Source organism: Vibrio sp. 1731 (assembly GCF_033339955.1).
Lineage (GTDB): Bacteria > Pseudomonadota > Gammaproteobacteria > Enterobacterales > Vibrionaceae > Vibrio > Vibrio alginolyticus.
This window is the reverse complement of sequence record NZ_JAWOVO010000014.1, coordinates 127,365-149,081: the sequence shown is the minus strand read 5'-3', so window position 1 is coordinate 149,081 and position 21,717 is coordinate 127,365. Positions and strand designations below refer to the sequence as shown.

The 21,717-nt window shown below is 40.1% G+C and carries 24 protein-coding genes and 1 pseudogene; 20 read left to right on the top strand and 5 right to left on the bottom strand.

Annotated elements, in window-relative coordinates:
- Positions 1-349: 349 nt before the first annotated feature.
- Positions 350-799, bottom strand: coding sequence for a Cd(II)/Pb(II)-responsive transcriptional regulator (locus R7035_RS16705; RefSeq protein WP_025590161.1), 450 nt, complete (start codon positions 797-799; stop codon positions 350-352).
- Positions 800-969: 170 nt separating this feature from the next.
- Here R7035_RS16705 and R7035_RS16700 point away from each other — a divergent pair, with 170 nt between their 5' ends.
- From R7035_RS16700 to R7035_RS16695, 3 genes are all read left to right on the top strand, one after another.
- The gene (locus tag R7035_RS16700; protein ID WP_245884061.1) at positions 970-3,174 is read left to right on the top strand and encodes a heavy metal translocating P-type ATPase; all 2,205 of its coding nucleotides are present in this window, start codon (positions 970-972) and stop codon (positions 3,172-3,174) included.
- Between the two features lie 93 nt (positions 3,175-3,267).
- A complete protein-coding gene (locus tag R7035_RS26205) occupies positions 3,268-3,789 on the top strand; it encodes a disulfide bond formation protein B (protein WP_109320310.1) in 522 nt (173 codons plus the stop codon).
- Complete coding sequence (locus R7035_RS16695) at positions 3,776-4,408, top strand: DsbA family protein (RefSeq protein ID WP_102969726.1); 633 nt, start codon at positions 3,776-3,778, stop codon at positions 4,406-4,408. Before R7035_RS26205 ends, R7035_RS16695 begins: the two co-directional genes overlap by 14 nt.
- 68 nt (positions 4,409-4,476) lie before the next feature.
- Here R7035_RS16695 and R7035_RS26200 read toward each other — a convergent pair.
- Together R7035_RS26200 and R7035_RS16690 are read right to left on the bottom strand one after the other, a co-directional pair.
- Positions 4,477-4,770 (bottom strand): annotated as a pseudogene (locus tag R7035_RS26200) (ATP-binding protein); the annotation flags it as partial.
- Positions 4,771-4,993: 223 nt separating this feature from the next.
- A complete protein-coding gene (locus R7035_RS16690) occupies positions 4,994-5,629 on the bottom strand; it encodes a recombinase family protein (protein ID WP_031847521.1) in 636 nt (211 codons plus the stop codon).
- Positions 5,630-5,824: 195 nt separating this feature from the next.
- Here R7035_RS16690 and R7035_RS16685 point away from each other — a divergent pair, with 195 nt between their 5' ends.
- The 9 genes from R7035_RS16685 (at position 5,825) to R7035_RS16645 (ending at position 13,400) form a co-directional block, all read left to right on the top strand.
- A complete protein-coding gene (locus tag R7035_RS16685; protein ID WP_016151373.1) occupies positions 5,825-6,067 on the top strand; it encodes a type II toxin-antitoxin system ParD family antitoxin in 243 nt (80 codons plus the stop codon).
- Positions 6,060-6,359 (top strand): type II toxin-antitoxin system RelE/ParE family toxin, encoded by a 300-nt coding sequence (locus tag R7035_RS16680; protein ID WP_016151372.1) that lies wholly within the window; start codon positions 6,060-6,062, stop codon positions 6,357-6,359. Before R7035_RS16685 ends, R7035_RS16680 begins: the two co-directional genes overlap by 8 nt.
- An 83-nt stretch (positions 6,360-6,442) precedes the next feature.
- Positions 6,443-9,448: a Tn3 family transposase gene (locus R7035_RS16675; protein WP_140116173.1), complete on the top strand. Its 3,006-nt coding sequence runs from the start codon at positions 6,443-6,445 to the stop codon at positions 9,446-9,448.
- Positions 9,441-9,941 (top strand): hypothetical protein, encoded by a 501-nt coding sequence (locus R7035_RS16670; protein ID WP_318146198.1) that lies wholly within the window; start codon positions 9,441-9,443, stop codon positions 9,939-9,941. The genes R7035_RS16675 and R7035_RS16670 overlap by 8 nt, the downstream gene beginning before the upstream one ends.
- 105 nt (positions 9,942-10,046) lie before the next feature.
- A complete protein-coding gene (locus R7035_RS16665) occupies positions 10,047-10,364 on the top strand; it encodes a hypothetical protein (protein WP_025634101.1) in 318 nt (105 codons plus the stop codon).
- Between the two features lie 34 nt (positions 10,365-10,398).
- Entirely contained in the window at positions 10,399-10,560 is a 162-nt protein-coding gene (locus R7035_RS16660) for a hypothetical protein (protein WP_170926990.1), read from the top strand.
- Positions 10,561-10,624: 64 nt separating this feature from the next.
- Positions 10,625-11,272 carry a hypothetical protein gene (locus R7035_RS16655; RefSeq protein WP_042776360.1) on the top strand — a complete coding sequence of 216 codons (648 nt, stop codon included), beginning with the start codon at positions 10,625-10,627 and terminating at the stop codon, positions 11,270-11,272.
- A gap of 245 nt (positions 11,273-11,517) precedes the next feature.
- Positions 11,518-11,934 carry a hypothetical protein gene (locus R7035_RS16650; protein ID WP_025634104.1) on the top strand — a complete coding sequence of 139 codons (417 nt, stop codon included), beginning with the start codon at positions 11,518-11,520 and terminating at the stop codon, positions 11,932-11,934.
- 308 nt (positions 11,935-12,242) lie between these two features.
- Entirely contained in the window at positions 12,243-13,400 is a 1,158-nt protein-coding gene (locus R7035_RS16645; protein ID WP_025634105.1) for a tyrosine-type recombinase/integrase, read from the top strand.
- On the opposite strand, the gene R7035_RS16640 is transcribed toward R7035_RS16645, so the two are convergent.
- Complete coding sequence (locus R7035_RS16640; RefSeq protein ID WP_025634107.1) at positions 13,397-14,119, bottom strand: hypothetical protein; 723 nt, start codon at positions 14,117-14,119, stop codon at positions 13,397-13,399. The two genes, R7035_RS16645 and R7035_RS16640, sit on opposite strands and share 4 nt — an antisense overlap.
- A gap of 178 nt (positions 14,120-14,297) precedes the next feature.
- Between R7035_RS16640 and R7035_RS16635 the strand changes: the two genes are divergently transcribed.
- Positions 14,298-14,660, top strand: coding sequence for a hypothetical protein (locus R7035_RS16635; RefSeq protein WP_025634109.1), 363 nt, complete (start codon positions 14,298-14,300; stop codon positions 14,658-14,660).
- 3 nt (positions 14,661-14,663) lie between these two features.
- Positions 14,664-15,101, top strand: coding sequence for a hypothetical protein (locus tag R7035_RS16630; RefSeq protein ID WP_025634110.1), 438 nt, complete (start codon positions 14,664-14,666; stop codon positions 15,099-15,101).
- Here R7035_RS16630 and R7035_RS16625 read toward each other — a convergent pair.
- The gene (locus tag R7035_RS16625) at positions 15,098-15,589 is read right to left on the bottom strand and encodes a hypothetical protein (RefSeq protein ID WP_025634112.1); all 492 of its coding nucleotides are present in this window, start codon (positions 15,587-15,589) and stop codon (positions 15,098-15,100) included. The genes R7035_RS16630 and R7035_RS16625 overlap by 4 nt on opposite strands.
- Before the next feature lie 314 nt (positions 15,590-15,903).
- Here R7035_RS16625 and R7035_RS16620 point away from each other — a divergent pair, with 314 nt between their 5' ends.
- From R7035_RS16620 to R7035_RS16595, 6 genes are all read left to right on the top strand, one after another.
- Positions 15,904-16,458, top strand: a complete 555-nt coding sequence (locus tag R7035_RS16620) for a J domain-containing protein (protein ID WP_025634113.1) — start codon at positions 15,904-15,906, stop codon at positions 16,456-16,458.
- Positions 16,445-16,969, top strand: a complete 525-nt coding sequence (locus R7035_RS16615; protein WP_077202328.1) for a hypothetical protein — start codon at positions 16,445-16,447, stop codon at positions 16,967-16,969. The genes R7035_RS16620 and R7035_RS16615 overlap by 14 nt, the downstream gene beginning before the upstream one ends.
- Positions 16,966-17,895 carry a type IV secretory system conjugative DNA transfer family protein gene (locus R7035_RS16610; RefSeq protein WP_025634116.1) on the top strand — a complete coding sequence of 310 codons (930 nt, stop codon included), beginning with the start codon at positions 16,966-16,968 and terminating at the stop codon, positions 17,893-17,895. Before R7035_RS16615 ends, R7035_RS16610 begins: the two co-directional genes overlap by 4 nt.
- 8 nt (positions 17,896-17,903) lie before the next feature.
- Positions 17,904-19,046, top strand: a complete 1,143-nt coding sequence (locus R7035_RS16605; RefSeq protein WP_025634117.1) for an ATPase, T2SS/T4P/T4SS family — start codon at positions 17,904-17,906, stop codon at positions 19,044-19,046.
- A gap of 376 nt (positions 19,047-19,422) precedes the next feature.
- Positions 19,423-20,070, top strand: coding sequence for a hypothetical protein (locus R7035_RS16600; RefSeq protein WP_025634121.1), 648 nt, complete (start codon positions 19,423-19,425; stop codon positions 20,068-20,070).
- Complete coding sequence (locus tag R7035_RS16595; RefSeq protein WP_025634122.1) at positions 20,070-21,707, top strand: hypothetical protein; 1,638 nt, start codon at positions 20,070-20,072, stop codon at positions 21,705-21,707. Before R7035_RS16600 ends, R7035_RS16595 begins: the two co-directional genes overlap by 1 nt.
- The last annotated feature ends 10 nt before the right edge of the window (positions 21,708-21,717 follow it).

Genomic DNA, 21,717 nt, shown 5'->3' with positions numbered 1-21,717 from the left:
TAAAATACGAACATATGACAAAATCGCTTGGTGTTCACAAGATTTCTGAACCATTTTTGAGAAGGTTTTGGACAGAAACGTGCTAGCTGCTTTGCTAATTTAGGCTATTACGGATAACTTTTCGTACCCTAAAACGTCAAAGACCACCGTTGTTAGCGATGGTCTATCTGCGCGGAATTGGACAAAATCATTCATTATTGATAGAGTTATCAGTTGTGAATTTATGCAATGTGCTCCTAAGAATATGCAAAACTTGGCTGGGAATGTTGATAAATGAGTATCTTGAAAGAAATATTCTAATTCACGCTAAACACCATCACAACGACACGGACATGTGAAGCCTGTACTTTTAATGAACCCCACCTAAATGCTTGCTTTTATTGCGGTTCGTAGAGACAACCTTTTCGTTAGCATTTAGTTTTTCTACAATGCCACATTCTTCCAGCGAACGCCTAGAATCGCATTCATTTCTCAATTTTTTCAACTCGCTCTCTAATAGTTTCAACTCTTTAACTCGATCTTGCACATGCTCCAGATGCTGACTAATAACATTATCAATGGGAGAGCAAGATGTACTATCTGAGCTCATCGCTTGCAACAGCGTTCGTATTTCATCATGGGCCATATCCAAAGCCCTGCAACGGCGGATAAACAAAAGCCTTTCTAGGTGAGTGACATTATAACGGCGGTAATTGTTCTCCAATTCTCTTTGAGCTTTAGGTAATAGCCCTTGTTTTTCATAGTATCGAACGGTTTCCACCGGACAGTCCGCTTTTTTCGCGAGTTCACCAATTTTCATCTATGCCTCTTTAAGTCTTGACTCTGTAGTAGGATCAGGTTTTTTAATGTTGATTATAGTCAATGATAGAGATGATGAAAATGAGTGATTGTACGGACAAACATCTTAGTGAGGATGCTAATACATGCTGTAGTTCAACACATAAGCATTCTCATATAACAAAAGATAACATGGGTGCTCACCAACATGCTGAAACGGTTCTCCAGCATGATAAAAATGGCTGTGATTCATGTTGTACGTCTGCTCCTAGCAAACTTAAGAGCTTATCTGGCTCTGAAAAGATCGGAAATGATGTCCGTACTGAAGTTCGTATTATGCAGATGGACTGCCCCGTTGAAGAGCAGTTAATTCAGAAAAAACTTGGTGGGATGAATCAGGTAAAGAAACTTGAGTTCAATTTAATGCAAAGGGTGCTAACTATCACTCACACACCAGACTCCTTGGATATGATACTAGTTGCTATCCGTTCGCTTGGGTTTGAACCAGATGTATCTGATGACAGTCAGATTCACAAAGTTCCTCATGAAAAGGAGAAACCATTGTGGCCATTGGTTTTGGCTGGTATCTCAGCGATAGGGTCGGAAGTGGCACATTGGACTGGGATACCGGAGTGGGTTCAAGCCACATTAGCATTAATTGCTGTACTGTCTTGTGGGTTAACAACTTATAAAAAAGGATGGATATCTATACGCAATGCTAATCTCAACATGAATGCATTGATGAGTATCGCGGTTACTGGTGCATTTATTATTGGTCAATGGCCAGAAGCGGCCATGGTAATGGTATTGTTTACTATTGCTGAACTAGTTGAAGCAAAATCACTCGACCGAGCTAGAAACGCTATCAGCTCATTAATGAGTTTAACACCTGATACGGTGATAGTTCAGCAATCAGATAACTCTTGGAAAGAAGCTGATGCTCAAACCGTGCAACTTGGTGACATTGTCAGAGTAAAACCGGGGGAACGTATTGGTCTCGATGGCAATATCATTAAAGGGCAAACCACCATCAACCAAGCCCCTATTACTGGTGAAAGTATGCCTGTCGATAAGATTGAAGGTGACTCAGTTTTTGCAGGAACGATTAATCAGGCTGGAGCTATTGAGTATAGAGTGACCGCAGCAGCTAACAATACAACTTTGGCACGCATTATTCATGCAGTAGAAGAAGCTCAAGGTGCTCAGGCTCCAACTCAACGTTTTGTTGATCGTTTTTCTCAAATCTACACACCCGCTGTCATTGCGATTGCATTCGCAGTTGCTGTGTTACCACCCGTTTTGGGGTATGGTGAGTGGTTAGATTGGATTTACAAAGCGCTTGTTATGTTGGTGATTGCTTGTCCTTGTGCACTTGTTATCTCTACGCCTGTCACTATTGTTAGCGGCCTGACAGCGGCAGCACGTAAAGGCATCCTGATTAAAGGAGGTGTGTATCTTGAACTGGGGAGAAAATTAGAAGCACTAGCTTTAGATAAAACTGGGACGATTACCCACGGAAAACCAATGTTGATTGACGTAATGACTTTCAACGAATGGACAGAAGATTCCGTTTACTCAATAGGGTTTAATCTTACAAATCTATCTGACCACCCAGTCTCTACCGCCATTGCCACCGCGCTATCTACTCAAAAAAGGCTTGATGTAGACGATTTTAAAGCTATTGCTGGCGAAGGCGTATCTGGAACAATCGCCAAACATAAATATTACTTGGGTAATCAGAATCTTGTAGAGAGACATTTTACTATCCCCACGGACATTAGAAGCCATATTCACAAGTTAGAAAAACAAGGTAAGACCGTGTCATTGCTTCATAACGGTATCCAAGTTCTGGGACTATTTTCAGTGGCAGATACTGTAAAGGAAAGTAGTCGTGCCGCGGTTCAACAACTCCATGAGTTGGGCATAAAAACGATTATGTTGTCTGGAGACAACTCACATACCGCATCAGCAGTTGCGTCTCAAGTCGGTATTGACGAAGCTCATGGCAATCAGCTTCCAGAAGATAAGTATCGTACTGTTGAAGCTTATTCCAGTAACGGTGTTATAGGTATGGTGGGAGATGGCATTAATGATGCGCCTGCACTGGCGGCTGCAAATATTGGATTCTCAATGGGAGCTATGGGAACTGATACCGCCATTGAAACATCTGATGTCGCATTGATGGATGATGATCTACGAAAAATCCCGACATTTGTCAGCTTGTCTAAACGTACCTACCAAATACTGATACAGAATATTAGCTTTGCTCTTGCTATAAAAGCCCTATTTTTAGCCCTAACTTTTGTTGGCGTGGGTACTATGTGGATGGCAGTTTTTGCTGATGTTGGCGCAAGTTTACTTGTTGTCGCCAATGGGTTGAGGCTGCTGAAGAAGTGATGGCTTAAACTACTCATTTTGATAAATATCATCATGGATTCGCCTTTAATAACAATAAAGAATGATATACATTTTTATTAATATGGAGTTACTTTGAAGACATTAACTAACTCGACATTTGTTGGGATATTCTTACTTTTATCGAGTGTTGGGATGGAGCTATTTGGCCTCTTCACACAATACTACCTAGGCTTCGAACCTTGTGCGAACTGTGTTCAGATTCGACTATTTATATTGTTTCTTGGTATAGCGGGTATATTACACATCTTTGCAAATCAGAATGACATAACTAAGATTTCGACGTTGTTGTTATCGCTCATCGGCACCTACTTTGCATTGCAGTTTTCGTGGGATAACCACTTGATTGAAACAGGTCAAAAACTTTCAAGTTGTAGCTATGGCTCTCCATTTCCGAGTTTCATGCCTTTAGATTCATGGTTCCCAACCATGTTCGAAGCTAAAGGCCCATGCGGGACACCATCTCCACTGTATGGAAACATAACTTTTACTGACCTATCGATTTTTGGCTTATCCTTGTTGCTCGCAATGATAACGATAACACTTGGTGCAAACCTCTATAAGGTTAAGGAAAAAATGCATAATGAACCAAAATAAAATCGTACTTTCAATTACTTTGCTAATGGGAGCACTGCTCACTGCTTTTATGTTTAGTTGGTATCAACAGCAAAATAATGTTGATATTTCAGTTAAAAACAATGAGCTCGAACGGCAATACTCAGTAAGCTTTGGTCCCGAAACAGCCAAAGTAACCATCGTAGAGTTTTTTGACCCTGCTTGTGAGGCTTGCAGAGCATTTTACCCTTTTGTTAAGAAAATCATGAACGAAAACCCAGACGATATTCGCCTCGTATTGCGTTACGCTGCGTTTCATGAAGGCTCAGATGAAGTCGTATTAATGTTAGAGGCGGCAAGGCGCCAAGGGCTTTATAGTGAGGTGCTTGTATCTATATTAGCAGGACAAAACTCTTGGGCTTCACACAGTAAACCAAATTTAGCAAATGTCTGGAACATTGCTGAAAGTGCAGGATTGGATATTTCTAAAGCTCGCGAAGACATGGAAGATCCAGACATAATTCAAGTACTTGAACAAGATACAGCGGATGTAAAATCGTTAGGGATTCAAAAAACGCCAACATTTTTTGTAAACGGGAAACCTTTAGAGAGCTTTGGTTCACAGCAGCTCTATGACTTAGTGCAAAGCGAGCTCAAATAGGCGCAATACCTCATTAAGTACCTTGAAGATAAACACCGTCAAGGTACCTTAGGTGTAGAGGAATGGTGTCAATGTATGGCAATCGTAAATGTACACTTCAAACCATGAGGTTTATTGCGACTTAACAGTAGATTTCCACCGTAATTGTTCGCCAATGCTTTCGTGATAGAGAGGCCTAATCCGACATTAGAGTAATCTGCACTTCTTGCTGAGTCTAGACGAGTAAAGGGGTTTATGACCTCTTTTAACTTCTCGATCTCGATACTCACACCCGTATCTGAGATCGTAAACTCAATTAAGTCGGAATGTTTGGATACACCCAATGATATCCCACAAGATTCACCGCCACTTCTCTCTTTATAGTCAGTACAGTTATATGAGTATTCATTTTAAGTTTACCTGTATAAATTCGGCATTTTGCTCAGTTCTGGGAGTTTCTGAGCACCGCCCCTCAACCGTCAGCCATGAGGAAAAGTACTGCTATACCAGTGGCACGATCTGCCACTGAGTAATTGAGTTAACACCAAATGGGGCATTTCTTGTTTAGGGGACTAAAGCCCATAAGGAACAGAAACGTTAAGCTTCTTATCCCAATGAACGCTCACTTGCTAACTTCTTAGCCACCCGAATTACCGTTCTAGTGGACACATTCGTCAATTTAGCGGTATCACTGATACTTAACCCATTGATAACTCTTAACTGATAGATTTTTTCATGAAGCTGGAGATCTGCTTGTCTTCCTCGATATTTTCCCTCTTCTCGAGCCTTCATGATCCCTTCAGCTTGCCGCCGCCGTCGATCTTGGTAATCTTTTCGTGCAATTGCAGCGAGCATATCCATCATCATCCCATTAATAGCCCTGATCATCGAACGAGTGAACTCGTCGGGAATGTGTGGCGCAAAAGCGATATGGCTAGTTGGTAAATCGATACTGATTACCTTAAGTTCCTTTTGGTTCAGCATTTCTTTTAATTTGAACCAACTTTCTTCATCAAGTCGAGAAAGACGATCAATTTGCTCTATTATGATCGCATCACCAATTGCAGCATCATCAAGTAATCGGAGTAATTCAGGTCTTTGTAATGAGGCTCCCGATTCATTCTCAATATACCAACCTGCTATTCGAAAGCCCTTTTGCTGTGCAAACTCCTGTAAAGCACCTTGAGCACGTTTTGCATTCTGATCAGAGGTTGATGCTCTTAAGTATCCAAAGATGTACATAAGCCCCTCAAAGTGACATTTAGATTATGATCTAAACAAGTGTGACAAATAGGTTATGACAAATCTACTTTTCGTGTCAATTTTTACGTGTGACTTATAAGTATACTTCATTGTCATACGAAGATCGTGATTTGATTTTGAATTTTAGTTGACCTATTATTGGTGTGTTAATTATTCACACATGTAGGTGGAAATATGTCACGCACAACTAGTGTTACGATTGGGTCTCAGCTAGATGAGTTTGTCGGCCAACTCATAGCGACTGGTCGCTATGGCTCAACAAGCGAAGTAGTTCGTTCTGCATTGCGGCTACTCGAAAGGCAAGAGAAACAAACCACGGCTCTAAAAATGGCGATTGAAGCCGGAGAGCAGAGTGGTCAATGCTCATTATCACTTCATGACATTGCGACTAAAGTAAAGCAGAGACACAATGTATAAACTTTCCAACCTCGCCGCAGAAGACTTTGAGCATATCTTTGAATACACCCTATTGAACTTTGGCATAGAGCAAGCGGATGCTTATACAGACAGTATGCATGACGTTTTGCTAACGCTTGCAGAACAACCTTTGATGGGTTACGAGTGCCCCGAAATTGCCGAAGGGCTTCGCCGCCACGATCACCATAAACATGCTATTTTTTATCGCCCACAACCTCATAGTATTTACATAATCCGTATTCTTCATCAGCAGATGGAACCATTGCGGCATTTCCATCCAGATATTTATTAAAATTCCTCATGGCTTACATGCCGGAAATGGGAAAACAATACGTCACTGATTTGAGTTTGTGTAACCAATAAGAGGTTTTGGCTATGCCCGTAGATTTTTTAACCACTGAACAAAAAAATAGTTACGGGCAATTTAATGGGGAGCCGAATGATGTTCAATTGGCGCGGTACTTCCATTTGGACGAGGCTGACTTAGCTTTTGTTACACAAAGACGTGGTGAACACAATCGATTTGGAGTTGCGCTGCAATTAGGTTGTGTTCGCTTTCTTGGTACTTTCTTGATCGATTTAAATCAAATCCCAACGAATACCCAATGGTTTGTCGCAAGGCAACTGAATATAACCAATATTGGTATTTTGTCTGACTATTCTCAGCGCGAAACCACACGCCGCGAGCATACCGCTCTGATCCGCAATCAGTATGGTTATCGTGAGTTTGTTTGGCCGTGGTCATTCCGGTTATCCCGCCTTCTCTATAGCCGGAGTTGGATCAGTAATGAACGCCCGAGTTTACTGTTTGATTTAGCGACCGGATGGCTGATCCAACATAAAATCCTTTTACCAGGCGCATCAACTTTAACCCGTTTAATTTCACAAATCAGAGACCGAGCAGAAAACCGATTGTGGCAGCAACTATCCAGTCTCCCAAATTCGGATCAGCAAGCTAGGTTGGATTCCTTACTACAAATTCCTGAAGCAGCCAGAACAACACACTTCGACCGTTTTCGTAAGGGGCCGGTCAATGTCAGTGGCCCTGCATTTAATGAGGCTATTGAACGTTACAAAGCACTTCAAACCTATGGAATAACTGAACTGGATTTTACTGGTATTCCTCCCGTCCGGTTTAAACATATTGCCCGTCATGCTGGAATGATCTCGGCATACAAAATAGGCCGTATGCCGGAGACTAAGCGTACTGCGATACTCGTGGCTTTTGTGAAAGCCTATGAAATTATTGCATTAGATGAAGCGTTGGATGTACTGGATCTTTTGATTACAAATATCGCTGGCGAAGCGAAGAAATTAGGACAGAAAAAGCGTCTTCGTACTCTAAAAGATTTGGATAAATCTGCACTGGCTTTAGCTAAAGTTTGTGCTCTGCTGCTAGACGACAACTTAGATGATGAGTCGCTACGTCCGTCAATCTTTGCTAAATTTTCACGGGAAAAGCTAGCGCAATCTATTTCTACCGTACACGAGTTAGCCCGACCTTATGATGACAATTTTCATGAAGAGATGGTTGAACAGTACGGGCGAGTTCGGCGTTTTCTACCAAAACTGCTCCGTGATATCGAATTTTCCGCCGCTCCTGCGGGAGACAAAACGCTTGAAGTTCACCAGTACTTAGCGCAATTACTCGACTCAAAAAAACAAATTCTTGATGATGCGCCAGTGGATATCGTATCTAATCCATGGAAGCGATTGGTATTAGATAAAGGTGGTCGGGTGACTAAACGAGGCTACACACTGTGTTTTTTGGATAAATTACAGGATAGCTTGCGCCGACGAGATATCTATGTCGAAAACAGCGATCGCTGGGGCGATCCGAGAGCCAAACTTTTGCAGGGGCAAGAGTGGCAGTCCAACCGAATTCAGGTCTGTCGATCACTGGGACATCCGCTAAACGCAAAAGAAGCCATCGATGCGTTAGTCAGGCAACTGGATACAACCTATCATCAGGTTGCCGCAAATTTTGACGATAATGGTTCGGTGGATATTGATATCTCGGGGAAACGACCAGCTCTGACCATCACAAATATTGATAGACTAGATAACCCTCCGAGCTTACAGGGATTATCCAAACAAGTTGAGGCGTTACTTCCTGCCGTAGACCTCACAGAACTACTACTTGAAGTCAATGCTCATACTGGCTTTGCCGATGAATTCACTCATATTAGCGAATCTAACGCACGTGCCAATGATTTAACGGTAAGTATCTGCGCCGTGTTACTGTCCGAAGCTTGCAATATCGGCCTTGAGCCACTGATAAAGTCTCATATCCCTGCTTTAACCAGACACCGACTCAGTTGGGTTAAACAAAATTATTTACGTGCTGAAACGTTAGTAAAAGCCAACGCGAAACTGGTCGATTTTCAGTCTACTCTTGCACTAGCTAAGCATTGGGGCGGAGGTGAAGTTGCCTCTGCTGATGGGATGCGATTTATCACACCAATAAGAACCGTCAATTCAGGTGCGAACCGAAAATACTTTGGCTCCAGCCGTGGTATCACATGGTATAACTTCGTCTCCGATCAGTTTTCTGGATTTCACGGAATCGTTATACCAGGAACACTACGAGATTCCATATTCGTACTCGAAGGGTTATTGGAACAGCAAACCGGATTAAACCCTACTGAAATCATGACAGATACAGCAGGAGCCAGTGACATGGTCTTCGGCTTATTCTGGTTATTGGGATATCAGTTCTCGCCAAGGTTAGCCGATGCAGGCGAATCGGTATTTTGGCGCGTAGATAAAGAAGCGGATTACGGTGTACTCGATGAGCTAGCACGAAACTGCGTAAATCCACAAAAAATAGAGCTTCACTGGGATGACATGATGCGTATAGCAGGCTCTCTTAAACTGGGAAAAGTGCAGGCATCAGAACTGATTCGGTCGTTGCTCAAAAGTGACCGACCATCGAGTCTTGCTCAGGCCATTATCGAAGCTGGTCGTATCAATAAGACATTATATTTACTGAATTACATCGATGATGAAGACTATCGACGCAGAATACTAACCCAATTAAACCGAGGCGAAAGTCGTCATGCCGTTGCCAGAGCTATTTGTCACGGTCAACGCGGTGAAATCCGCAAACGTTACCGAGAAGGGCAAGAAGATCAATTGGGTTCGCTTGGCTTAGTCACTAATGCCGTTGTGCTGTGGAATACCATCTATATGCAAGCTGCATTAGAGCACGTAGAACGACAAGGTGAAACACTAAAAGATGAAGACATTGCAAGACTATCACCACTCAGCCATAAACATGTGAATATGTTGGGGCATTACTCATTTACATTGACCGAACAGGTTTTAAATGGTGAGTTAAGACCGCTTAAACAGCCGTCAGAACAGGAAGATTTTGCTTAGCGTACGTTTTCGTTCCATTGGGCTTCAGACCCCTTATCCAAAAATCGCTGTAATAAACGCCTATGACCGAGAGTTGGCGATGCCATCGTTGAATAACCCAGAAATTACATTAATTATTAAAAAGGCTTTGTATCAGCTCAGTAATTTGACAGACGACTATTTGCTAGCAAAGTTTAAGTTAAAAACGGTATATAACGAACTAGTAACCGCACAACTCCAATACGTAAAGTCATTCAGTTCTGTGCAAATCATTAAAACAAAGGAGCTGTTACATCGAGGTTTTTCAATACCCAATATTAAGTTGCGTGGAACAAGGGAACTTAGCCACTCTTTACTAGTACCAGTTAGCAATAGCAAAGATACCTTAAGAGAAGTACGGGAGTTTGCAAAAGGAAGTGGTACTGACTTCGTATTGCCCATCTGTATAAATAATGGCAATGTGGTGTCAGACCAATTTGTGCCTACCAAGACCTGGCTGGCCAGCCACATATAGATACAAGCTTGATCATAACCATATAAAAACAAAAGATAATTGATACATACTTGGTAACATCTTAGTATGTGTCAATATGGTTTTTTTTTACGCAAAGTAGGAAGTATGTTGTTCTTTCTTGAAAAATTGGGGATCAAGGCAGCGATGCACTGTCGGCTCGTGAATGGTAATCAAGAGCATTTATTATGGGGACTGGATTGGAACTCGAAAAGAGCACTACTTGAGTCAAAAAATCGCTGGTTTTGGCTACCTTTACAAAATGTAGAAATATCGAATGTTACAAACATAGTCGATAAACTTTCGGAGTTTTACGCTTCACATGATGAAAAGATATTAGGTGTAAATTGGCTTGAAGGCACACTATTGATATCTAAAGATACTCACTTGGATTGGGTTACCGAAGAAGATCTCGAGCTTCCTTAAATCATAACCTAACTGTTTAAAGAAGGATTAATTTATGGCCACTGTTGCAGCATTACCTTTCCCTCAACTACCTGAGTTTTTTTCATTTTTCGCAACAAACCCCTACGGAATAGTAATTAGTTTACTATTAGGATTGATCATTAGTGGCGTTGTGTTGAGAGGACTAGTTGATCTGTTTAGAGGTCAACAAAAGTAATAGCTCAATTTTGTTTAGTTTTTAGATAATACAATTTAAGACTTATAACCTGATGAGAAGCGGCATGTTAGAAAGAACAATGGAAAGAGAGCTCATCTTTCATGGTACACGAGCTAAGGAGTTTGATAAATTTGAGTTAGGCATGCTAGGTACAGGCGAAGGCTGTAATGATGCTAATGGATTTTACTTCGTTTCTAATCTGAAAGGAGCATGCTATCACGCTGACTATAAAGCGAGGCAGGTAGGTAAACCTACCGTATATGTGTGCGCAATAAAGGAACAAGCTAAAGTAGTAACTATTGGTAAATCCATTTCTATGCACCCCAAATATCTACAGCAACATTGGGATAAATTACCAGTGTGGATATCAACTAAGAGGGGTAAAGAATGGTACTCAGAACTTGCAAAACCACCTGAAAATCGAATACACAATGACCTAATTGATTTGAATGAACGGAAACGTTGTCATATTTTGCGTGAAAACGGTATCGATATCTTAAAGGATTTTGAGAGTGGACAATTTGTAGACGGTGGGTATCATGGCCGTTCTCATTTAGTGTTAAATCCAGACTCTATTGATATAATTGAGACTTTAAATGTAGAAGAAATATATGATGAAATATCTGGGAGACCCAAATTTTACCACCTCCGTAAAGAGCCTTGTATATTTGGTAAATCAAATATTTTAAGCCGACTTTGCGAGTATGACTGAGTATATTTTGACCCGTTTAAATCTTTCAGATATTAAGTTTAACATAGACATTGTTCTAGCATACCCAGGTTAAATATCAAATTGAAAGGGCTGGTGGGTGTTTTATAACCAGCCTTTTTGATGAACAAATAATATTTAAAACTAGATATAACTAGTCATGAAATACAATTATTGTATTTCATGCATTGAATATTCCAAAACAATCCCCACCTTAATACTAATACTAACAATAAAACGGATATAATATGTTCGACTCACTTAAAAGCACCTTTCCCTGGTCTATTATAGCTATCGTTGCTGTATCTGGCTCTGGAGTCGTCGGTGCAAAACTATACAAAGAATATCTCAAAACTACCGGGCCAGCAGTTGTTCAAGGCATTTCCGACAACGAAGCGTACAAAGACTTTGTTGACTGCCTGACGGTGGTAGATTTAGAGCGTTCTAGCTTAATGGAAAAATGCGACAGTTTCTATTTAGAATACCTACCAGCTAAAACAGATCCGAGTTACAAGAAGAAGATCATAGAAGTTCAACAGCTAAAGCCAGAGTGGATTGAACAAACCTACCAGAAATTAACTTGGTTACGATCTGACTATGGACTTCCTGATTATCCACCACTGGAAGACTTATCCAATGGTCAATTGACTTCAGTAAGCAACTGATTTCAAACCTAACAGCACAAGGCAACTTTAAATGTTGCCTTTTTTTTATCTATATTCAAGTAATATTCCCTTACGCAGTCTAGCAGACTATGTAGAACCATGGGTTATTATGTGGGTTTTACTTTAGTAGCTCGCTTTGTTTTCGTTAAGCTAATCTTCGAATAATTCATATAAACTCAACAAACAAATAACACTGTATAAATAGACATGATTATAAAGTGTAGTATAATTTGAGTTATATTACACTTTTTGGCCGTTAAGGTTAGCGTTACAGGTGACAGCGTAACACTTTATTTTTGGAGGTGAACGTGGAGATTACTAAGCAAAATTTACCAATTCCTGCATCCGGATTAGAAAAGATTAAGGCATTAGAACTAGGCAATAACAAAGAAAAAGAAAATCTTTCACGATTTAAAATCCCTTTGCCTGAACTTGACGGTGCAATTGATCCTGATCACCCAAACCTAAAGACAATACTAGATAACATGGCCATATTCGAGGCTACACGTGGTGGTTTTTCGAAGGCAACACAAAAAAACATGTTTTCCGCTGTTCGCTCTTGGATAAGATTTACTGAGTATATTGAATTAGCCTACGCATTTCCTATACATCCAAGAATGTTTTACTACTGGATACTACACCTAAAAAATGAACAGAAAGTGTCTTATGCGACTCTAATGAGCCGAAAGAACCTCATAGCCATATTTTTGAATCAACTAGGATTCGCCAACGTAACTGAAGACAAGCTTATAAAAGACTTTTTCAGGGGTGTAAAAAAGGATATGGCAGAATCTGATTTATCAAAGGTAGAGCAAAAAGTTGCTTCACCATTCAGAGCAAGCGATTTGAACAGACAGATCGAAATAGTTGGGACACTTGAACAAGCTGGGCCAAAGCTTTTCAAAGACCTAGCATACATGACCATTGCATACTCTACTGCTCTTCGAGAAGAAGAGATCTTTACTTTAAAACGTAAAAACGTCATCATTTCTGGTGACACTGTCACTATAGTGAGGACAAAATCTAAGACATCTGCAGCGCCACCCAAAAAGTCTATCATTGGCAGGTATGCAGGGATCGTGAAGAAATATATTGAACTTGTAGAAAAAGGAGTTGAGCTTTACAACCATGTAACCCCTTCAAGTCCAGTCGAAGATCAGGAATATTATATTTTTGGTTGGATTCTGAAAAATGGACAGCTTAAGGACCCATTAAAACCTATGAATGGTGTATCCGTACTTAGATTGTTCCGTAAAGCATATGAACGACAAAGTGTATTTAAAGGTCGTTGTTGGTCAGGGCATTCGGGACGTTGTGGAGCGGTAGTTGATGGGCATGTCGTTCATAAGATGAATGCAGTCGACCTTATGTCTATTGGTGATTGGACAAATATGGGTACTGTTAAAAGATATCTGAGAGCTACCGGTCACCTAGAAGCTTCAAATATCGAACTACAAAAACACTAAATCAAAGCTATCTGACGCAGAATTCGTTCTTGGTCCAAATCTGGAAACGCAGTAGCGAAGTAGTGTTTAGTAGCCACTTCTAATTGGGCCATAAACTTTATCTTTTGGGCGATGTTTCCTGTAAGGCTTATTGTTTTACCGGAGATGATTGTGCTTACATAAATCGAGCTCTCTTTAAATCCTATAGACAATGGCCCAGTTTGTTGTTGGTGAAACTTTAACTTGAAATCAAGGCATTTAAGGTTTTGAAGAAATAGGGAATAAGCTTGAATAAGTTCAGTGTGAGAAAAGGCAACTGAGATTTTGTTGTTCCAATCACTTGAGCGACCGTTATGTTCTGGGCAAATGTCTACAACAATTGAAATTAGGTTGTTAGCTATGTTTCCTAATCGAATCACCGCTGCACAATTTAATGACTTGTTATAGAGATTAATTTGACTATTTGGGTGGAAGTAAGCGTTTGATTTTGTGGCAGAAGGTTGCACTGATTGTGACTTGCCGCCAACTTCAGATAGACGAACGTCCTGCTTTTGTTGATTAAAGGCGTTCAAACAGACATCATTGCTTGGCAAAGTTGTACTTTGTGGGCTTAGGTGTTTATCGTGTACATTAACAATTCGATCTGAGGTTTTTTCTGATACTACATCCTGATGATTCAGATCATCTGTTATGTCAGAAAACTCGTTGTCTGGTTGAAATTCCCATGAATTTACACTCATATCGCCCCCAAAGTAGTACGTTAGTTGTCAAAAAAATGGCAAATACCCTTGTTTATGTATATCTTATATTGATACATAAGCAAGATTTATAAAGACTGGACTGGTTCCTGGTGAAGCAAAGAGGAGTTACCTTTGCCATCAATAGAACCGATGGGCACAAGCTTAAAACAAAAAATATATGAACCCAATCTCTCTAAAGACATTACCAAATTTTACAAGCTATGTGCTTTCTATTTCAGAGTACTTGCTCTTAAATGTTCTTGAAAACGACAAGAAAATCATAAAGAAAATTCAAAGCGGTGATGAGCTACCTCTACCTGAAATTAAAAACTCTTTAGATCAACGATTTGAAGATCTAAAGTTAGAAATATTTGACTATGAAATCCTTAAGTCAATCGCTATGAATTATCCTCATGACCACTACGCTGAAAAAATCGTGTCTTGTAACTATGACTATCATATGACAATGACCTGGTTCAAGAAGGCTATTCTTCAGTCATCTGTTAGACCACTTGCCTTTGCACAGCTTGAGTTAGGCTAAAAAATGGATTTAGAAAAACTCAAAGTGTCAGTTGAAAAGTTCTCAAGTCAGAACTTTCAAAAACAACAAGATATTCTCCAACTACAAAATAGAATGATCGGCACCATTCTACAAATCAGACTAAGTGCAATACCACCAGCTCGAAGAAGTGAATTCGATAATACCAGTTTTACAAATTTGCCAAGTTTGCTAACAAAATGGCAAGTTAATCCAAATGCTGTACAAGATATCAATTTCTTTCTGAATGAATTTGAGACAAAGTTTGGCAGGAGATTTGACCATATTAGCTTGAAGAGTGTTGAGAAAGCTAATGTACTTGAACCTAGTCAACAAACAATAAATCAGAGGCTAGAATCTTGTATAACTGGACCAGTAAATGAAAAGGACGCCATTGGTATCAAACAACAGCGTCCTGATAATGACTTCGACTTTTCTCGCTAGTAGAGCCCTTCCATAAATGCCTCATCATCAAGACATGCTCTTTCAATTTCCAAGAACTCTTCCATTTTACGTAAGTAATAGGACTGCTCTTCGAAAGTGATTTCATCAAACAAAAATTGATATCCGCTCATAGGTGTAGATGAAACTATTTTAGAGAGAAAGTGCTTTGACTGTTTAGTAAAGCCAGGAGAAACAATAAGCGCCGAAACATTGTTGGCTCTAATTGTTAGAAGTTGAGTTTGGCTAATAATTTCATGTTCTGCGTCTAGCCAACCTCGAGCTACCTTTAACTTTTTCTCTAAAAGCCTAGCGCTACGGTCTGAAACATAGCTTTCTTTTGAATTAAGCCTAACGTCACGATGATTAATACCTAACCGTGAAACTAATTCAAGATTAGCCTCACGATTGATTAAATATGCCGCACCACCTTCATTCTGTTTTGTAGCGAATATGTCGGAGAACAGTTCGCTGTAATGATTCTTATCCATAAATACTTTCTTATTTTTGAGAATAGACGCAAATAATCATGTGACTTGTATCTAAACATTAACTGCCGTTATGTCTAATTTTTACCCATGAAGAGTGAAACTTAAATAAATTTTCATCATTTGTTGCATATGTGTGAGCTATATCCCTATTTGTAGGTCGCATTACGCAAATATTTCTACAATTTGTTGAGTAATTAGTCTATTGAACCGATATCACTTCTGAGACTAGCAAATTGAAACTAACATTTGACTCAATAATAAGCCTATGCTAGCAGCTTTTGCTATTGTATTTTAGACAAAAATGGCATAGATTTATGCTATTATTTGCTATTAGACATCTTATTGTGTTCGAACTAATTAAAGAAAAAATATTGGGTTTGGCTTCCATACTCATCACTTCTTTCGCTGCTACATATTATTTGTCCGCGAGTTATACATTCGGTGTTTTCACGAGTGCCTTATTTGGCATCGCATATTTGTACTTTATGCAACGGCAACAACAACAATCGGTTAGAAGAAAGGAAGCACAAGCGAAGATACGTGGGTTTGGTTATACAAACTCAATTTCCTCTCAGATGGAAAGACCCTCTAATGCGAGTAGATCTCAAAGTTCTCCGACTCTGAATGAACAAAACCCATTTAACTTCTCTGAAGAAGAAGTTCAGGCTTTCAAATTATTAGGGCTACCTATTACGTCCCTCAATATTTCTGAAATCAAGAAAGCCTTCCATCAAAAAGTTAGGTATTACCACCCAGACATTAACCAAAACATCAGTACGGATGAATCAATCATCACTGTTTCAAATCTGAATACAGCTAAAACACTTTGCATCAATGCAACGAAGAGGAAACAAAATGAACGTCTTTAAGCTTTCTAGCATAGCATTCGCTTCTACTCTACTTCTTGGGTGCGCAACTAATGAAGTCAAAGATTTAAGGCACTTAGAAAAGAGCCCTGAAGAAAGGGCTTTTGGCGATCTTGAGCCATATGCAGTTGAAATGCTTGACGAGCTCCGATTGTTAGCAAAAACGAGAAGTGCACATGCACAAGCACTTAAAGGCCCTGAGCAGAGAAGGCAGGAGCGCATGCTCTCTACAATGCTGTTACCTGGTTTTGAAAAGGTTGTTGACTGGAATTGTGATTGTGAAGTCGAAACTGCCGTAAAAGGTATTGCTGAGACAGTAGGTTATGGTTCTGATCGAGTATTTACTTATGGCCAAAAACCACCTGGTGGCGTGTTTGTAAGTATTAAACTGAAGGATCAACCAATAAACGACGCAATAAAGATTATTGACTCTGAAAAGGGTGCCCAGGTAGACATCATGGTCGATAACCGACTTAAGACGATTGTCGTTAAATACTTGGAGACAAAAGCGTGAGAACCAATACTGCTATTTGTTTAATTGCTAGTCTATTTTTCAGTGTTACCACTTTGGCAGATGAATCTAAGCGCACCTATTACAGCTTAAGTGAACTAAAAGATGTAAAGGTTAGACAACAACTAGTAAGCGATGGTGAAGAGGCACTCAGAATTGAGTCGATCCGCGAAAGAGCTGAAGAAGTTGGCAGTGCGAATGGTTATATAGCTACGATGGAGCGCTTAACAGATGTAGTGGATAGCAAGTCTCACCTCTTTGACCGCTTGCTACCTTTCGAGCATCTCATTAACGCTTCTGCAAATCTAAGTTCAGGTGAAGCCAAGTACCTTCGTCCAGGTATGGTAGACAAAGTAGAAGCTCATGCCGCGATAACGCGAGACACAAAAGCTACGATTATCAGGACCGATAATCTTGTCTATCGATTGAGAGAACAACCTAAGCCTGTGTTGAGGAAACCGCATTGGTCTGACTATCTCTACGACAAAAATTCACTTACTCCGACCACATTAATTGACGAACTTTTACCTAGAAATTCAGAAGAATTGGAGATCTTCAACTCAGCTCTTGATGAGGGATGGGCCATGGGCTCAGAACAAGCAATTGCTGAGATGAGAACTCGTGTAATTAATGCTTTTATTGACGCAACAGCCATGATCCGTTACGTGAATTTAGTTGAGTCCGGATATATAGAAAAGCCAGATATGATTATTGAAAATGTAGGAATTACGGTACAAGGAGACCAATTAGGTTTAGGCACTCAGTTCATATCTTTGAGTGGTGAGGCAGTTTGGCAGACAAACTCTGATCTCTATTCTTCACCAGTAATAAAAGACCCTAGGGGCTCTGTACGTAGGGATGCTGTTTCTAAAGTAGAAACTGAAGGCCTTACTCACGACCAAATTAAATCCATTCTCGTTGAAGAGTGACACCTACCATGAATGATATTCCATTAATACCTGTTTCAAGCGAAATGACACAAGTAGATATCGAAACTGTCATATGGAAAGCAATTGAGTACGGTGCTTCAGACATTTTAATAGACTGTAACTATCGAATCAGAATCGATGTAAACGGGCAAATCAGGGAAATCACTGATAAACAAATGCAACCTAACGCATGCCGTAATATTCTTGAATATATGCTCGGCACCAAAAAATCGCTGATTAACAATGTTAATGCAGCTACTCCTACGTTTTTTGCATTCGTTACCAAAAACCCCAATGATCAATCTCAGATTAGGAGTTTCCGCATTGCAGCTATTACCTCAAGGTCACTTGAATATGGAAAGACCTATAAGATGGTTGGTAGGTTGAACCCTAAAACACCAAAGGACGCAGAATCTTTGGGTATAGAGCCGGAGCTAGTCAATCTTGTAAAGCATAACCGTAAAGGTATTCTTATGTTTGTGGGAGGGGTAGGCACAGGCAAAACAACTACTATGGCCGGAATTGTAACTTCAGTGCTAAAAACTCCCAGCCTTGGTAAGCATATCTTAGTTTTTGAGGACCCACCTGAAATTAATTATGAGGGAGTAAAGATTGCTCCTGGTAACAGTATTTCAGTTCATGAAGTAGGTTCAGTTGAAACAGACTCCGATGTTCAAAGTTTTAATCAAGGCCTTGAAGCTGCTCTTCGTCTTCGTCCAGATATCATCGTTCAGGGCGAAATACGAAGTAAAGAATCAATCGAAAACGCATTTAACGCTTCTAACACTGGCAACTTCTTGATGGCTACAATACATGCAAACTCTTGCGAGACAGCGATGAGCCGCATCTACAATATGATAGATGGAGAGAATAAGCTGGCTGTATTAGCTGGTTTTATTAGTCAACTCTCTGGCATTGTCGCTCAGATACTAGTTAGAACTCTCGACGGTGAAAGGATTGCTGTTAGAGAAACCCTATATCTAACTGAAGAAATCAGAGAAGAAATGCTGAAGTGTAAATCTGACACAGAGATATCTGTAGTAGTAAGAAGGCACCTAAAGGAACAAGAGCTTACCTTTTCTCAACAAATCGCAAACCTATATCACAACAGTGAAATTGGGCCAGAATATCTCCTTATGGAATCAGAATAATGGAATATAAACCGAAGCTGGATAGAAAAGCGGTACAAAATGCGATGAAAAGACCACTTTTCCTACTTATGGACGGGTCTACTATCGTCCCGGTTTTGACATTGCCAATAATGTTCAGCTGGAACTACCTTAAAGCCATGTGTGTTTTCTATGTATTAATGTCTTTAATCTCTCTTACCAAAAGGACACCATTAGAGTTTTTTATACACCTCCTGTCAAAATACAACCAAGGCAACAACTTGCCATATCGAAAAAACGAAATTTGGAAGCCAGATAACCGATAAGAAATTGTTCTTATTCGTAGGTTACCTTACAGCTTCGTTTGTTGTTTGTTATCCGAAAATGACGTATATTTATCAAAATAATAGGGGTTACTATGATGAAATTAAGATTAATTTTACCTTTACTCGTGATGAGTAGCGCGCAAGCGGGGGTTGTATTTACTGAATACGAGTCAGATACCGCTTATGGTTTAAACGACATCCAATCTAAAGTCGGTTACCAAAATAAATTACCTGCTCACGAAATACTGAATGCTTTAGCACCAGCTGGTTGGCGGGTAAATATTGGACCAGGCATCTCTTCCCACCAATTAGCCTGGGTACCTTCACCTAATTGGCGCAGTGCTGTTGCTAAGATACAGGAACTAAATTCCGGTATTTATATTGTTCTAAATGAACAAGAACGAGTGTTGGCTGCATCCAAAAATCGTGAACACCTTACGTACCTTCAGACACGAACACCAAAACTCTGGACATTAGACCCTAAACTGTCACTCAAAGAGAACTTTGAGGTTTGGAATACAAAGTCCAATATCGACATTATTTGGGGCTCTAAATACGACTTCCCTGTTAAATCACGTTCGGTATTGATTGGTGACCTAACAGGAAGAGACGGAGTCTTAGATAGAGTGCTTAAGGAGACGTTAAAAACAAAAGAACCACTGTGGATTAGTTACAGCCCTGAAATTGGTGCTGCTCATATCCTAAAAGGCGGTTCTACTGAAAAAGGGACTTACCAGTAATGAACAACACATTGAAACTTAAAGCTCTCACACTAACCATTATCGCGCTTGTCAGTGGTTGTAGTACTCCTGGTAAAGATGCCAATAGAGTTGCGACAGCACAGGCAGACGCTGCCACTGAGACGATTCAAAAACACAGACTTAAACCCGGTATAGATCAGAGCGTCTACAGCGAAGACAATAATTACGTTATTCTTGGGGAACCTTTCAAGTTAAAAGAAAGGCAAGACCTTCCAGAGATTTTTCTTACCCCGAGTAAATTCATGTCATATCGCTCTAAACCCCTTAGCGACACGATTGACTATTTGAACAATAAGTATGCCTCGTATGGGGTTTACATTAGCTTTACTAGCGACGCTATCAAGTATCTTAACCAAGACTCTGGAAGTTCCAAAGCAAGCGGTGGTACAAGTGATTCTACTGGTGATGATTTAGACGTTTCGGCACTTTATACAGATACGAACAAAGGGTCACTATTAGATGGCGCAAAAGTGTCTATTTCCCTGAACTTTGAAAAGCACGTTGCTTTAAAGCAAGTGTTGGATGCTATCGCAGCAAAAACCAACCTATGGTGGAAATACCAATCTGATGGTCGTGTATCCTTTTACCGACAAGAAACTAGACACTTTCGGATCGACCAATATGCTGGTAGTACAACTTTAAAATCAAGTATCAATTCGTCTACTAGCGGTGGTCAGCAAGGCGAGGGGACAAGCTCTCAAACTTCGAGTTCTCACTCATATTCATTTGACCGTGACCTAGGGAAACCAATGGACCAACTCCTCAAGGGGATTAAATCCATTGCTTCTGAAGATGCAAAAGTAGAAGTGTTACCTGCACTAAGTATGGTTGCTGTAACTGACACACCTCGAAAGCTGCGAATTGTTGAGAACTTTATTGATGAGTCAAATTCTACTGCTGGAAAGATGATCAGGCTCGATATAGAGCTATGGGAACTGATCACTACAGACGAATCAAATTACGGCATTGAGCAATCTATTAAATACGCTAAGAATGACTTCGAACTTAAAATCGATGGAGTTCCAGTTGGTGATGCAGCTAAGTTAGGTGGTTTAGGGCTGAGTATCGGTGATGGTAGCTTCAAAGGCACTGAAATGGCATTGAAGGCTCTTCAGGGGACTAAATCTCTTTCGCTTAAAAAGTCAATTACGACAACTGTACCAAACAATGATGTTATTCCAGTCCAGTTCGTAAATGAAAAGAAATATGCGGATAAAATCGACCAAAGTGTATCTGGTGATGTTGTAACACAATCTGCAAGCACAGATACAACAACAAACGGTATTGTTTTCTTAGCTTCACCACGTGTTAACTCAGATGGAACAATTGCTGTCCGTATCGTAACTGATGTAAGTACCTTAAATGCAATTGACCCACTAGAAGTTGGTAATACACAACTTCAACTAACAGACAGAACTGTTACTGCCATGGTTAGCGCTAGAAATATCCGTTCAGGCGAAACAATGGTTATGACTGGGTTCGAGCAAGTGATTGACAATGGCCAAAACCAGTCAGTTCTAGGCGATTTGCTATGGATGTTTGGTGGCAATGACTCTAATGCTAAAACACGCTCAGTGATGCTAGTAATTATCACGCCTCATATCGAAAAAGTTTAACCCAATTAGG

Bases quoted from the DNA above. Each gene is read 5' to 3' on its own strand.
- R7035_RS16680 (WP_016151372.1), top strand. From the start codon at position 6,060: ATGTATAAACTTTCCAACCTCGCCGCAGAAGACTTTGAGCATATCTTT.
- R7035_RS16615 (WP_077202328.1), top strand. From the start codon at position 16,445: ATGAACGTCTTTAAGCTTTCTAGCATAGCATTCGCTTCTACTCTACTT.
- R7035_RS16655 (WP_042776360.1), top strand. From the start codon at position 10,625: ATGTTAGAAAGAACAATGGAAAGAGAGCTCATCTTTCATGGTACACGA.
- R7035_RS16640 (WP_025634107.1), bottom strand. From the start codon at position 14,119: ATGAGTGTAAATTCATGGGAATTTCAACCAGACAACGAGTTTTCTGAC.
- R7035_RS16600 (WP_025634121.1), top strand. From the start codon at position 19,423: ATGATGAAATTAAGATTAATTTTACCTTTACTCGTGATGAGTAGCGCG.
- R7035_RS16635 (WP_025634109.1), top strand. From the start codon at position 14,298: ATGAACCCAATCTCTCTAAAGACATTACCAAATTTTACAAGCTATGTG.
- R7035_RS16650 (WP_025634104.1), top strand. From the start codon at position 11,518: ATGTTCGACTCACTTAAAAGCACCTTTCCCTGGTCTATTATAGCTATC.
- R7035_RS16595 (WP_025634122.1), top strand. From the start codon at position 20,070: ATGAACAACACATTGAAACTTAAAGCTCTCACACTAACCATTATCGCG.
- R7035_RS16605 (WP_025634117.1), top strand. From the start codon at position 17,904: ATGAATGATATTCCATTAATACCTGTTTCAAGCGAAATGACACAAGTA.
- R7035_RS16675 (WP_140116173.1), top strand. From the start codon at position 6,443: ATGCCCGTAGATTTTTTAACCACTGAACAAAAAAATAGTTACGGGCAA.
- R7035_RS16685 (WP_016151373.1), top strand. From the start codon at position 5,825: ATGTCACGCACAACTAGTGTTACGATTGGGTCTCAGCTAGATGAGTTT.
- R7035_RS16660 (WP_170926990.1), top strand. From the start codon at position 10,399: ATGGCCACTGTTGCAGCATTACCTTTCCCTCAACTACCTGAGTTTTTT.
- R7035_RS16630 (WP_025634110.1), top strand. From the start codon at position 14,664: ATGGATTTAGAAAAACTCAAAGTGTCAGTTGAAAAGTTCTCAAGTCAG.
- R7035_RS16625 (WP_025634112.1), bottom strand. From the start codon at position 15,589: ATGGATAAGAATCATTACAGCGAACTGTTCTCCGACATATTCGCTACA.
- R7035_RS16690 (WP_031847521.1), bottom strand. From the start codon at position 5,629: ATGTACATCTTTGGATACTTAAGAGCATCAACCTCTGATCAGAATGCA.
- R7035_RS16620 (WP_025634113.1), top strand. From the start codon at position 15,904: ATGCTATTATTTGCTATTAGACATCTTATTGTGTTCGAACTAATTAAA.
- R7035_RS16665 (WP_025634101.1), top strand. From the start codon at position 10,047: ATGTTGTTCTTTCTTGAAAAATTGGGGATCAAGGCAGCGATGCACTGT.
- R7035_RS16705 (WP_025590161.1), bottom strand. From the start codon at position 799: ATGAAAATTGGTGAACTCGCGAAAAAAGCGGACTGTCCGGTGGAAACC.
- R7035_RS16700 (WP_245884061.1), top strand. From the start codon at position 970: ATGGGTGCTCACCAACATGCTGAAACGGTTCTCCAGCATGATAAAAAT.
- R7035_RS16695 (WP_102969726.1), top strand. From the start codon at position 3,776: ATGAACCAAAATAAAATCGTACTTTCAATTACTTTGCTAATGGGAGCA.